This is a genomic window from Nocardia sp. NPDC058640 (assembly GCF_042716995.1).
GTDB lineage: Bacteria > Actinomycetota > Actinomycetes > Mycobacteriales > Mycobacteriaceae > Nocardia.
On sequence record NZ_JBHXRG010000056.1, the window covers coordinates 1 to 13,113 of the forward strand.

At 59.2% G+C, this 13,113-nt stretch carries 9 protein-coding genes and 2 pseudogenes; 8 read left to right on the forward strand and 3 right to left on the reverse strand.

The features are described from left to right. Positions 1-58: 58 nt before the first annotated feature. Together ACFWU5_RS28750 and ACFWU5_RS28755 are read right to left on the reverse strand one after the other, a co-directional pair. A complete protein-coding gene (locus ACFWU5_RS28750) occupies positions 59-877 on the reverse strand; it encodes a fatty acid desaturase (protein WP_379270003.1) in 819 nt (272 codons plus the stop codon). A gap of 880 nt (positions 878-1,757) precedes the next feature. Then, positions 1,758-2,165, reverse strand: a pseudogene (locus ACFWU5_RS28755) (ISAs1 family transposase); the annotation flags it as partial. Between the two features lie 720 nt (positions 2,166-2,885). Between ACFWU5_RS28755 and ACFWU5_RS28760 the strand changes: the two are divergent. From ACFWU5_RS28760 to argJ, 8 genes are all read left to right on the forward strand, one after another. Then, complete coding sequence (locus tag ACFWU5_RS28760) at positions 2,886-3,236, forward strand: PadR family transcriptional regulator (RefSeq protein ID WP_379270018.1); 351 nt, start codon at positions 2,886-2,888, stop codon at positions 3,234-3,236. 95 nt (positions 3,237-3,331) lie between these two features. Further along, positions 3,332-3,703 (forward strand): hypothetical protein, encoded by a 372-nt coding sequence (locus ACFWU5_RS28765; protein WP_379270004.1) that lies wholly within the window; start codon positions 3,332-3,334, stop codon positions 3,701-3,703. After that, positions 3,700-5,094 (forward strand): MFS transporter, encoded by a 1,395-nt coding sequence (locus tag ACFWU5_RS28770; RefSeq protein WP_379270006.1) that lies wholly within the window; start codon positions 3,700-3,702, stop codon positions 5,092-5,094. Before ACFWU5_RS28765 ends, ACFWU5_RS28770 begins: the two co-directional genes overlap by 4 nt. Before the next feature lie 266 nt (positions 5,095-5,360). After that, positions 5,361-6,179, forward strand: coding sequence for an enoyl-CoA hydratase/isomerase family protein (locus ACFWU5_RS28775; protein ID WP_379270008.1), 819 nt, complete (start codon positions 5,361-5,363; stop codon positions 6,177-6,179). Positions 6,180-6,493: 314 nt separating this feature from the next. Further along, positions 6,494-7,339 carry an asparagine synthase C-terminal domain-containing protein gene (locus ACFWU5_RS28780; protein WP_379270010.1) on the forward strand — a complete coding sequence of 282 codons (846 nt, stop codon included), beginning with the start codon at positions 6,494-6,496 and terminating at the stop codon, positions 7,337-7,339. After that, the gene (locus ACFWU5_RS28785; RefSeq protein WP_379270012.1) at positions 7,336-8,103 is read left to right on the forward strand and encodes a TauD/TfdA family dioxygenase; all 768 of its coding nucleotides are present in this window, start codon (positions 7,336-7,338) and stop codon (positions 8,101-8,103) included. Before ACFWU5_RS28780 ends, ACFWU5_RS28785 begins: the two co-directional genes overlap by 4 nt. Further along, entirely contained in the window at positions 8,096-9,562 is a 1,467-nt protein-coding gene (locus tag ACFWU5_RS28790; protein ID WP_379270014.1) for a class I adenylate-forming enzyme family protein, read from the forward strand. The genes ACFWU5_RS28785 and ACFWU5_RS28790 overlap by 8 nt, the downstream gene beginning before the upstream one ends. Before the next feature lie 37 nt (positions 9,563-9,599). Next, positions 9,600-10,769, forward strand: a complete 1,170-nt coding sequence (argJ, locus tag ACFWU5_RS28795) for a bifunctional glutamate N-acetyltransferase/amino-acid acetyltransferase ArgJ (protein WP_379270016.1) — start codon at positions 9,600-9,602, stop codon at positions 10,767-10,769. Between the two features lie 270 nt (positions 10,770-11,039). Here argJ and ACFWU5_RS28800 read toward each other — a convergent pair. After that, positions 11,040-12,258: pseudogene (locus ACFWU5_RS28800) on the reverse strand (IS3 family transposase). Positions 12,259-13,113 lie beyond the last annotated feature (855 nt).

The window sequence follows — 13,113 nt, forward strand, 5'->3', positions numbered from 1 at the left end:
TGGTAAAACGATTTTGGCAGACAAGGACCGTCGCTCGCGAATCGAGGCGACGAGCTCCTCAGCGAAAGTGCTTATGCCGCAGCTGAATAAGCCTCCTAGTAGTCTGCACATCGATGTTCTTGTTTCCCGCCAGTGGGAAGTGCTCTAACATCTCGATGTACCAATTGACCAAAGGAAATATCAGGAGCAGTGGGATGATCCAATAGATCAGAAATTCCGTTCCGTATCCGAGCGCCCAGCACATCATTCCAAGAGCGAGCATGTATGAAATTACACCGAGGCCTCGCTGGATCTCTTCGCGTGTACCGGACAAGCGCGCTACTACAAGCTCTTTGACAATGGCGGGCGTTTGCCGCCCGAGTAGCGGCATTATTAGATAGCGCCATGTAAAACGTGCGCCCGACTGGGGCTTATAGAGTCCAGCCGCAATGTGGGCTCTGAGATCAGGGTCGACGAGCACATCCCCGAAGCTCCCGTGATGGTCACGAACGTGGCTGCGCCGGTAAGTTTCGAACGACTGGAAGATGACATATCCCGAGAACCAGGTTCCCAAGAATATGTTGAGACGTTTATTCTTGGCTAGTGTTCCATGCGCGGCTTCGTGTAGGAGTGTCGCGAGTGCGCGTTGGCGGATACCGATTGCAGGTAGCGCTAGTGCCAAATACGCGGGCCACCAAAGCCATCCCGAGAATTGCTCACATAGAGCGATCATGAGGATGATAATGAGCCAGTCGCCGACCAAGGCTGCCGGCCCGTGCCAGTTATCCAGCTTGCGAAGTGCTCTTACCTCGTTCTCGATATCTGAATCGAATTTGTATCGTGGGACTCGACCGGGGAGGACGATGGAGCGGTCCCCTTGTTTTTCACCAACTACCATGATGTTCCTAAATCTTCCGAGAGTGGCTCAGTTTCGCAAAGCTGTTGGATGAGCGTATGGCCACAGGTTCATGCCTCTCGCATTCCCGAAAAGGACGGATGGTGACAGCATCTATAGAACCTGTACAGCGCTTACGAGAGATCCTTGCCCGGTTCCAAAAATGTCATGACCCTCCCCTTCCGACGCACGCTGACCGCGACTTGGAATGATCACAAGCCACGGTTGCACACCATAAGGCGCCTCCCGGTGCCACGTAAGTGTGAAGCGCCTATTGGCAATCTACCAATACTGTCGGCTCATGCTCGGCTGAGCGGTTTCGGATTGCTAACCCGATCGTGGTTTCCACTGGTAGGTACGGCAGACAGTTGGCCGCTGGGGCTCCACGGGCGGAAAGGTCTGTGGCCCAGCATCTTCTGTGGTCTCGAATGTGGTTCTGGCAGCGGGACCAGAGGGCGGTGCCGCAGTTCAGATAGGGCAGCTGATCTCGGAAGTGCTGGCTACGAACGCCTTTGGCCTGAGACGCCGCGGTTGGCGATTCGCAACTGAGCGCCCGGTTGTCGGAGGCCGACGGCCGACCGTGAACGGCAAGGTCAGCTTCCACCGACTACCCAGAACTGCTCCCCCACGAACCCAGTGGACTCGGTTCTCGATCCCCAGTGCCCCGCAACCACGCAGCGATCAGCTCCGCCGAGGCATCGGCGACGGTCAAAGTAGTGATCGCGTAAGTGATTTCAGTGCTGCGCGCCCCGGTCATGCGGTCGGTGCGCCTTCGGGCTGTCCGCAAGACTTGCTCGGCACCAGGAAAGCCGATCCCGGCATCAATCGCGGTGGTCTCAACATGCGGCGCTCACGCCGACCATCCCCTTTGCCCATGCTGACGTCAGCGACGGGTACCTGTCTCCAGAGCAGTGTTTTCAACCGTGACCGCAGCAGTGGCTGGTTGTTTTTTCACGGTCAAGATGTATTGGGCGCCGGCGGTGGTGATCGTTTGCGCTGTTTCTCGGCAGCAGTGCGCAGCATCAGCGGTGATCACCGCGTCAGCGATATCGAGTGTGGCCAACAGGGTCCGCAGGCCGGGGACCTCGCTGGTCTTCGCGACGATGCTGATTTGGACCAGGACCATGCCGTTGGATTGACACGGCCCTGCCAGCAGGGAGGCCATGCTGCCGGTGCGATCGCGTGCCGCGCGCAGGGCTTTGCCGTCGATAGCGATCACTCGCTGGCCCGTGATCGCACTGGGGCGCAACCACATCCAGGTTCCGATCACGGCATCGAGGTTGTCACCATCGACAGCGGAAAGGCAGACGTCGGATGGCGGGTTCGGACGGAGCGGTCCGTGCTCCTAGACCGGCCAGCACCGCAGTCGGGGCGTCAGCGCCCAGTGAGCGATCGTAGCGAACGAGCAAGCTCCGTCCGATGTTGCCGCGAGTCCGACCGCGAGTACTGCGGCCAGGCCATAGCGGCGACCGCGTTGCTTCCTCGGATCAGCCACGGCGGCACGGGCTTCCAGCAAAACTCGTATCAACGATAGCTTCGTGGGATGACTCGGGGGTGTTCGACGATTGCGACCCCGTGGTGACGGTCCAGTCGTGGACACGCGATGATGAGATTGTGGTCACGGCAACGGCTTTCGACGATCAGGTGCAGGAACCACGATCATCTCGGGGTTGTGGCTGTGCCCGCGCCAGCGACACGCACCGATGTTGCAGGTCAGCTAGGAAACTGCCTTCCTGCCAGTTGCGTCGCAGTCGGCATCTCGGCCTGAATCACCAAGCCCTGCAAACTGGTTCTGCGACAACCGGACGATCGCGATCGAAGCATCCAGCAATATCAAGGCCGCCCTGCAACTTTGACAGACATCGGCTGTTTCTGTACGGTTTCCCGGCGGCACGAAAATACGTTTCCGCTGGGGTGGCTAGGATGATTTATGCCTAGCCGATCATTGGGTTGAAGGGCGGGCAAGTTGACTTTGGTGTCTAAGTTGGCTTCGGTGTCTAAAGTGACTTCGGTGTCGTCGGGAAATTTGTTGGAAGTAGGCGTACTTCTATTGTTGTCCGATCATCCCGATCACGGATATTCGATACTCCATCGGCTTATCGACCTAGGTATCGATTTTACTGATGATCCGGGTACTCTGTACCGACGGCTCCGTGTGCTCGAGGAGCGTGGGCTGGTTGATCATCGAATGCAACGTTCGAACAAGGGGCCTGCGCGGAAAGTGTATAGCATTGGGCCTTCTGGGCATGAAGCTCTGGACGCGCGGATTCCGGATTTGTATTGTGTTATCCAAACCACACGGCGATGCCTCGATCTGTATTCGCAAACAAAGGGCGCAGCAACGCCGGGAGTAACAGCATAATGGACTGCTCTAATATACATCATGTAGCTTATCTTCCACTCGACCTGGAACTGACAGGAGCTGACTCCGACTATTCCTGCGCAGTTGAGGCGTTGATGAAATCCGACGCCAAGGTGAGTTTCGACAGGCGCGAGCGGATGCCTGCCCTGTTCGATCCTATTGGAGGTAACGAGGGGTCAAACCATCTGCATAGCAAGGGATCCCTGCCCGAACAGCGGGAATTCGGCACCACGGTCACAGTCTGTGCCGCGGTTTCCGCGTGCTGGTATAAATGCGTTCGGGACGTGTCTTGTGCCGGGTGGCCCATAGGTGAGACGGTTGCGATTCCCGGCGCGGACAATTACGCACTCCATAAAGTGCGCGTGGTGAACACGACTGATCAACAAGTCTCGTCGATAGAGATCGAGCAATCGGTCTACGGTGGCGAGCACGCTCCCATGAAGTCGCTGGTGGATTTTCCGATATGAACGCTGAGGTGATCGAAGGCAAACCTGCCAGATTGGTGCTAGCACTGGCGCTGGTTTCGCTGGTCATCGGCGCGACGCAGACGGTGCTACTTCCGATCATGCCTGTTGTTGCCGGGCATTTTGGTTCCACCGAAGCCGTCATGGCCTGGGGAATCACGGCACCGCTCTTGGTCGCTGCTGTGGCAACACCGTTGATAACGCGATATCGGGACCTCAACGGGGGACGCAGCGGTGCGGTATTGTCCGCGCTTGCCCTTGCTATAGGGTCCGTAATCAGCGCGATGGCGTCGTCGGTTCCACAGTTTATTGTTGGACGGGCACTCACGGGCGCAAGCTCGGCGCTGCTCGCGGTCGTGTTCACGATCATCAGTACAGACGTCGATTCGAGAAATGCGCCGAAGGCGTTTACCCTCGTGAGTACGGGATTCACTCTTGGTACCGCATGCGGGTTCGCTATACCAGGTTTGACCTCATTCTGGGCAGTTGGCTTTCGGATGCCGCTCATTATCGTCGCTCTAGGGTGCTTTGTCGCGCTCGCGGCCATCCTAAAATGTGTACCGAAGCCTGCTCGTAGAGCGTTGCGAGAGTCGAGGCGGCTGAAGGATCCAGCAGGTGTCGTGCTGCTTGCTGCGGGTATGCCTCTGCTGATTCTGGGACTGACTATCTACGACGTAGCGGGGATCATAATGTTGGTCTCAGGATGCGCGGTGATTGCCGCATGGATCGCTGTTGAACTGAGACACGGCGATCCGCTCGTCCCACTCAGAGTGGTTGCGGTTCGCGATGCGCTACCGGCGCACGCTGCGGCATTTGTGACAACCTTTGCGTTGTATGTCACGACTCTGTCCGTCTCATCTGTCCTTCAGGCGCCAACTGTGGATGGGGGGTTCGGCTGGAGTATGGGAGCGGCGGGTTGGATCGTGGATTGCGTGACTATCGGCGGTTTGGTGCTATGGCCCTTCCTTCCTTACTTCTTCCGAAGGTTGGGGCCGCACGCGGTGCTTTCGTTCGGCCTTGGAATGGGAATGATTGGTGCAATCATGTGTTTGGGGTCGATGGCGTCAATATTGAATGTCTTCATGCTTCTACTGGGAATATCCGCGGTAGGAATTGGGATGACTGTAACCTATGCAGCGATGCCTCCGATCCTGTTCAATGCAGTTCCGCCGGAATCCATTGGTGCGGCGAGTGGAATAAGCACGGTAATTCGCGCTGTTTCAGGCGCGGCCGGCAGCGCAGTGACGGCCGCAGTGCTGAACTATTTTCCGTTGAGGAGCGCCTACATCGGTCTCTTGGCGCTCACTGCGGGATTGAGCGGAGGCGTGGCGATCTTCGTACTCGGCCGCGCACCCCGTTGGACGGGGTCAGTACGGAGCGCATCGACCAAATGAGGTTCGGCGGACGGATAGAGGAATGCCCACTTGCCGGAAGCAGTGGTTCGCGAAATGGCTTGTGTTGCAACATGTTTGAACAAATGTTAACGTAATCCCGCCAGGGCGGGGGTCTTCACTGCGCAGTTCGTTTCGTATGAATCTGTTTTGCCGCGGCCCGTCAACACCCTGTTAACTCCTGGACATCAATCGCGGAATGAATGCGGCCAGGTTTGGAACCGATGGTTCGATCCGGTGGATTGAGCTGATAGAAAGTAGCGCGAAAAATGGCTGAGAAAATAGTGCTCGCGAGTGTCGCAGACTCGGGGAGGTCTTCGACCACATCCGGAAGAGGTGGCACTGCGCAGCGGGATGGAAACCTTGCGATTATCGAGTTCGATGGCGAGGGGCACAACACCTTCTCGACTGAAAAAATGAATAACATCACGGATCTCGTTTGGGAACTGGGTGACGATCAAAATGTCGATGCGATCGTTATGTACGCGGGCGATGGCCGGTCGTTCGGCGTGGGAGGTGACTTCAATGAGGTAAAGGACTTCACTGGTGGGAGTGAAGTCAATCGGTGGATCGACGCGTGCGTCGACATGTACCGGGCTGTACTCTCGGTCCCTAAACCAACGGTCGTAGTCATTGACAAGTTCTGTATTGGTATCGCACTGCAGCTCGCATTGTGTGCCGATTGGCGTATTGGCACCTCCGCAGCTGATCTGCGAATGCCCGAGTTGAAGTTGGGCATTTCGTGCATTCTCGGGGCACCATTGCTTCAGCACCGGGTAGGTCCGGCGGTAGCGAACCGCATGATCATTGGCTGTGACGCCTGGGTCGGGGAGACGGCTTTCGCCGACGGCTTGATCGATGAACTTGTGCCAGCGGCGGCGCCGCTCGAGGCTGGCACTTCGCGGGCGCTAGCCCTCGCCAAATACGAGGCCGTGCCGTTCGCTCGGACGAAGTCATTCGTCAACCACGAAATCCTGCTTGCCATGGAGGAAGCTAGGATCGCGGCCATCGCGGGCCATCGAGCTGGATTTGCCGCCGGTAACGCCGCGCAGAGTAAGATGCGCGGGATCGTCGGAGCCGGCCGTTGAGCCGCGGCGACTCAGGCTGGGTTGTCTCCGCAGTCGATGGCGCGCTGCAGGTTGACGCCGGAGTGGACGCCCCGCTTCTCCGCCGCGTAGAGGGCGGTGTCACCGTCACCGTGCCCCTCTATGGAGAGAGCCGGGTCTTTATGCTTCAGATAGAGCCTCGTGTGTGGGCTGTCGGCTCAGGTCTGGCGCTGACAGAGGCCGCGGTACCCAGTTCGCAGGGCAGAAAGGCCGTTGCACTACGGCCTGGAACTGTTGCGACTGCGACTGCTCAGGGAGAACTCCGGATACATCTGGGAAACCCAACCATCTTATCGTTGGTCACACTGACTGACTGTCAGCTCGACCAGGCCACGGCATGGCTCGATCACGGTCTGCGGAGGGCGTGTGCGGCGATTGCTGCAACGAAGCGTCCCGTGCGGCTTCTGTTGTCGGGCGGCGTCGATTCCGGCCTCCTCGCTTCATACCTGTGGGAGACGGGAGCCGATGTTTCTGCGCTGACACTTCGGACGCCGTGGGGTGACGAGGTGAAGGGCGCGACGCGCACCGCACAGCATGTGGGTCTGCCGTTGGAAGTCGTCGATTTGACGGCAGAGCAGATTGTTGCTGCGATTCCTCGATGCATGCAGCTCATGCAATCCGCAGATGCGGAAAGCGTCGCTGTGCATCTCCTTGTTACGGCGGCGTTCGAACTAGCAGCCCGCGACGGTGCTGATCTGATTACAGGTCTTGGAAGTGATCTGCTCAACGCGTCCAGCGAGCTCGGGATGAGCGGGGTTAGCGCTGATCTCATCGCAAGAATCGGCGACGTTAGTGCTTCTGGCCTGATGGTGACCGACGAATTCACCGAGGGTAGTCGACTTCGGCATCCGTACTGGGAGCCCGATGTGATGCACCTGCAGTTGGCGGTCCCGTCAGCACTGAAAACTGTAGAGGGGGTGGACAAGTTCTATGTACGTCAGCTTGCCGGCGATCGCCTTCCTCCCGCGACTGCCTCCGGAAAGAAGATCGCGATCCACGAAGGCTCCGGCCTGGTTGCAGGAGTCGAGGCGACACTCGGTGAGACGCTGTCGAGTTACTGCGCGCGGACATGGAATGCGATGGCAGAAGAGGTGATTCTCGTGGGCAATGCTGGTGACCTAACGGAAGGTGCTTCGCTATGACGGAAACGTCGCGTCTTGGACGTTCGCCTAGATTGTTGGCAAAGGAATTGACAAAGGCTGCGGCTCGTGACGGGTTCGCGTTGCTGCGGGATGTCGATCTGACCCGCGACGAATTCGGCACATTCGTCCATAGCATCGGCGAGCTGTCGTCCCACCGGTTCGGGAGTGGTGAAGCGGGACTGCTGGAGTTGGATGCGAGCCCGCGACCGGATCGAATCGTGACGGGACGCAGTGCCCTGCCGCTGCATACCGATGGGACTTTGGTTGGCGCATCGCCCAAATTCATTGTGCTGTACTGCTATGCGGTAGACCAGATGCCGGGGTCAGGGTGCACTGAGATTTGCCTGCAGTCAGAATTGCTCGGCGAAAGGACGCCCCCCGAGTTCAAGGAGCTGGTCGCTGGAGAGTGGGAGTACTTCGTCACTGACACATCTCATTTCCCGGATGTTGCTAACCGTTGGCTGTCGATCCCGACAACAATGACCGCGGCTGACGAGAGCGTGAGGTTGAACATCGCCTTACCGTTCGACGCGGCCGACAAGACAACAGGATGGCAAGTGCGCCTTCCCGGTTTGACAGATGATGACAGTCGGCCAGTACTGTCACGCCTCGACAGGTATCTACGCCAGAGCCCAAGCTATTACGCCCACGAATGGACCCAGGGCGATCTGCTTGTCCTCGATAACGAACTTGTGCTGCATGGACGCACTCGCATCGAGCCCAACAGCGTCCGACACCTGCTACGGGGGCAGATCAGTGGCTGAGCTCAGCAGCTTCCTTGGCGTCATCACACAACTACACGATCCAGATCGCACCGCGCTCCAATGTGGAGATGCGGCATGCACTTTTGGGGAGCTGGCCGACGCTGCCAGGGCGTGGTGTCATATCCTCTCGGCCGTGGTCTCGGAGGGCGATGTTGTCATCGTTGACTACGAAGAGTCTGCTATTGATCACACCGCCATGCTCCTGGGTGTCATGGCGGCCGGTGGCGTGCACATGACTACCCGAACACCGCGTCGTGCCTGGAATAGGCTCGCAGACAGCGGACGACGCTGGCATGCAGTTACCCGCAGTGGGATCGACACAGCTCTGACTGGATTGTGTAGTGTCGTTGACCGAACCGCTCAGGTTCCGTTGGCGGTAGCGACACCCGGTGCACCGCCGCCCCCTGCGGTAAGTACCACCTCGCGCGGCCGGATCCTTGAAACCTCAGGTTCGAGCGGAGAGCCGAAGTGGGTGTATTGGGCAGAGGATGACCTCCTGGCCGACCGATTCGACTGGTGTGAGCAGGTGGGACTGACCTCGGCTGATATTGCAGTCAATATCCATCCGCTGGATTTCGCGCACGGAATTGACGTACATGTTCTCGCCACGCTTTGTGTCGGCGCGCAGACCGTCCATGTCGGCGCTGGCGCTACGATGTCGACGATCGTCCGCACGATACGTGACGTTTCGGCGACATATATGAGTGCCCTACCTGCCCATTACGACTCGCTTGCTCGTACATGTGAGGCGTCAGCAAACATCGGTGAGCACCTTACTATTGCTCTGACCGGTGGTGCGTTGCTAACGCCGGCCACAGCGGAACTTGTAGCTGACCGTTGTGGAGTCCGCCTACGTCGGCTCTACGGCGCAACCGAGGCTGGCATCATGTGCGCGGATCTCCGGCCCGAGCTGCAGGTGACACCGGAACTGAGTCCCCTGACGGGCGTGCAAATGCGCATTCGGAGCATTCCCGGAATAGATCTCGACGTCCATCGGGTGGGTGAGCCCGTCTTCCACCGCGCTTACCAGGCACGTGGCTACTGGGGCGACCCGGAGCGCACCGCCCAAGCCTTCTCCGACGGCTGGTATCGCAGCGGTGATGCCGTACGTCTCGCTGATGACGGCACAGTCAGCGTCTTGGGCCGATCCGACGACGTGTGGGTCAACGAGCGCGGCACATTGTGCTCGTCAGGTGCTTTGGTCGACGAGATTTCACGTATCGATGATGTCGAGGAGGTCGTCGTGTTCGCCCCCGGAGTCGACCCAGGTGGGCGGACGGTTGTGCTCTGTCGTCTCTCGTGGTCCGGGGCGGCTCTGCAGGACATTCGCGACAAAGTTGAGGCAACGCTAACGAGTTGCGGACTCGTTGGCAGAATCTACCTATTGTCAGACTGGCCCAAGACGTCGGTGGGAAAGCCTAATCGCCGCTGCCTACTTGCATGGGCCAGGACAGAGTGAATGTTTAACCATCAGCACCCAACGTTCAGGAGTACCCGTGACTACACCGTCACCCGCAGGATTTCGTTCATGGACAGCCCACTTAGGGCTGGCCGATGGGATGCGCGAAGACTTCGCCATGGTGATCTCTGAGACTCCCTGTACCTCGTCGGTGGTCTTCACCAAGTCGCTGTTTGCAGGCGCTTGTGTCAGTCTCGGCCGTGAATCGCTTCAGCGCAGCCATCCTCGTGGTGTCGCCATCCTGGCCAAGAACGCCAACGTCGCTACTGGCGCCGAAGGTATGAAGAACGCTCAGGAGATCCGGGCGATCGTTGCCCGCGCGGGGGGCGTCGATCCGGATGAAGTCGTCATGGCATCTACGGGAGTCATTGGGGTCCAGTACCCGATGCCGACGATCCGCCGAAGCCTCGCCGATCTCGGCGCTTCGACGGCCCTAGACCCGGAAGCTGTGGCGACTGCGATCATGACCACTGATACCCGGCCCAAAGTTTCGGTCCGGATGGTCGGGAATGCCAAAATCCTGGGCGTAGCGAAGGGTGTCGGGATGATCGAACCCGACATGGCTACCATGCTTTCGTTTGTCTTCACCGATGCTCAGATTGCTCAGACAGATCTAGATCGAGTCTTTCGGGCAACAGTCGAACGCACCTACAACTCCGTCTCGATTGACACGGATACCTCGACTAGCGACACTGCCGCGGTATTCGCCAACGGGGAGGCTGGCCCAGTAGAGCTCGACGCCTTCGCCGATGCCCTCACAGCGGTCTGTACAGACTTGGTGAAGATGATCGCCAGCGACGGGGAAGGAGCATCGAAGCTGATCACGGTGTCGGTGACCGGTGCATCCAGTGATCGACAGGCTCGTACCATCGGGAAGGCGATCGTCAACTCGCCGCTCGTGAAAACTATGGTCCACGGTGAAGACCCCAACTGGGGGCGGATCCTGATGGCGATCGGCAAGTGCAGTAATGAGCCTGATATCGAGCCCGAGTCAGTGCGTGTGTCATTTGGCGACACCGTCGTGTACCCGGAGCCCTCCGATGGAGGGCAGGGTGCGAATGTGGACACAGAGGCGGTTCGCCGCCACCTTGCGAGGGAAACGGTCGAGATCAACGTCGACCTGGGGGCTGGTCGTAGTGCGTGGACGGTGTATGGGTGCGACCTAACCGACGGCTACATCAGAATCAACGCCGACTACACGACGTAGTGTTCAAGGCAAGACGCCCGGCAGCCAGTGTATGGGTACGGGGCTGCTGCACGGATCGGTGACATCTGATCTGTGGTGCCGACCCTGCGTGTCAGGGTGAGCTGAGTACCGGTGGACTCAACTCACCCTGGCACGCAGGGGTATCGACGAGTTCATTCCATGCATCTGCCACTTGCCCGGCCCATTGCCTTACTTCGGCAAAATACCTTTCAGTACTGTGGGACTCGAAGGAGGGCCTTGTCCTCGGATACTGGACACGGGGATATGTGATTACGCGGCAAGCCCCAACGTAGCGGACGCGTAGGCGATCTCGTAATCGGCGGGACTGCGATATTGGCAGTAGGAATGCCTTCGTCGGGTGTTGTAGCTGGTGATCCACCGGAACACCGCCAACCGTGCAGCGCGGGGTGATTCACACCGGGCCGCGCCCTCCAACGTCTCCCGTTTCAAGCTCGCGTTGAACGATTCCGCGAGGGCATTATCGGCGCTCGTGCCCACCGCGCCCATCGATTGAGTAACACCCAGCCGACCGCACAGAGCCGCGAAATCCTTTGCAGTGTGCTGACTTCGGTGACAAGAAGGAAGGATCGCCCCGTCGAGGCCACCGCGGGTAAACGCAGCCGCATCGAGGGCGTTTTTGACGAGTTCGGTGCGCATGTGATCAGCGATCGACCACCCGACCAGACGGCGGGATAACAGTCGATCACCGTGGCCAAGTAGAAGAACTTGCCGTCTCCGCAGGGCAGATAGGTGATGTCACCGACGTACTTGGTGTTGGGCTGCGCCGCGGTGAAATCACGGCGCAGCAGGTCTTGGGACGGGGTATCGGCAGGCTCGGCGATGGTGGTTCGGTGTCGGCGGCGTAGCCGCAAACCCTCGATGTTGTTCTCGCGCATGACTCTTCCGATGCGTTTGTGGTTGATCCGCTGATCTGCGGGTGCGCCGTCGTTGAGCTCAGCGGTGATCCTGGGTCGCCCGCAGGTGTTGTCGGTGTCGTGGACGGCACGGATCTTGGCAGCGAGCTGCGCGTCGGCGTCAGCACGGGCGGCGCGTTTGTCAGCAGCGTTGTTCCACGCGTAGAACGAGGAGCGGGCGATATCGATGACCTGACATAACCGCTTCACCGGGTAGGTGTCGGAGTGGTCGCCAACAAACTGGAAGCGGTTCACCAATTCGTCTCGCCGGCGAAATATTTTGCCGCCGATCGAAGGATGTCTCGTTCGGTCTCGAGCTTGGCTTTCTCGGCTTTGACCTGGGCGAGTTCGGCGCGTAGGCGGGCAGCTTCTTGCTCGGGAGTCTCCCGGTCGGCGGGCTTGGGCGGCGGGGTCGATCGGGCTTGCCGGATCGGTACACCCGCGTTTTTGAGCGGTCAGCGAGCCGTGGGAGATCCCCAGGTCGGTCCGATCCCGGCTATGGTCGCGCCGTCGGTATCGCGGTAGAGCTCGACCGCACCGCGGCGGAAATCGTCGCTGTAGCTCTTCTTTGCCATCGGGTAGATCTTCTCGCTTTCCCTGGCCTGAGACCAAGTTCAAGCGTGTCCATCACCCGGGGTCAAGGCCCGAAACGTTGTGCCGACTTTATGAGCGATCGAGAATGGTCGCAGCTGGTCACCGGACATCTGCGGCCGAAGCCGACCTGCGCCGGAGACCGCCGTCCGTAGCTGGTTATCGGCCGATTCCGGTCGAAATTGACTCGCCCGACGGCTTGATTGCTCGTACGTCAGGCATCTACCGTTCGATGTGATCGAACACATCAATCCAGCAGATGTGCGTGATCGAGGGGTTCAAGTCCCCCCTCGATCACAGATTTGCTCCACAGGTGCCGTTTTCGGGGTTTTGGGTGTTCGAGTGCACTCGCACACCTAGGAGTGTCACCGCGCACGACCCTGACCTGCATGTTCACGATCCGCGTCTGGCAGCTGTGCCAGTTTTCGGCGGCGATCGCCTTCTTCTGAACTGGCGAGCCTGCCAGATTTTCGAACGCGAGTAGCACTCTCGCTCCCACGGGTGACGACCTGTTCCGCGAGCACTCAGTGAGTGTCAGACGCTCCTGAACTGCGCAAACCCGACTTCCGAGTGGTAGCCCGTACCGCTTGCGGTCTTGCCGAGCGACGGGGTTGGGCCGCTTGCCGATACGCTCGCAAGGTGGGGAAAGAACTACGAGTCGCCGCATACGCCATATGCGTTCGGGAATCTTCCGGCGCGATTGAGATCCTGCTCGCCAGGTGGGTGTCGCCTGACGGCGGCAAGCAGTGAGCCTTTTTCATCCTGCCGCTGAACCACGTTGCCCCGCAGGCTGATTGGCGCTCACTCGGCGTGCGAACTGGCGAAGCCCCTGGTAAGAG

Excerpts from the sequence above, each read along its gene's own strand:
- ACFWU5_RS28750 (WP_379270003.1), bottom strand. The coding sequence starts at position 877 with ATGGTAGTTGGTGAAAAACAAGGGGACCGCTCCATCGTCCTCCCCGGT.
- ACFWU5_RS28765 (WP_379270004.1), top strand. The coding sequence starts at position 3,332 with ATGAAATCCGACGCCAAGGTGAGTTTCGACAGGCGCGAGCGGATGCCT.
- ACFWU5_RS28770 (WP_379270006.1), top strand. The coding sequence starts at position 3,700 with ATGAACGCTGAGGTGATCGAAGGCAAACCTGCCAGATTGGTGCTAGCA.
- ACFWU5_RS28775 (WP_379270008.1), top strand. The coding sequence starts at position 5,361 with ATGGCTGAGAAAATAGTGCTCGCGAGTGTCGCAGACTCGGGGAGGTCT.
- ACFWU5_RS28785 (WP_379270012.1), top strand. The coding sequence starts at position 7,336 with ATGACGGAAACGTCGCGTCTTGGACGTTCGCCTAGATTGTTGGCAAAG.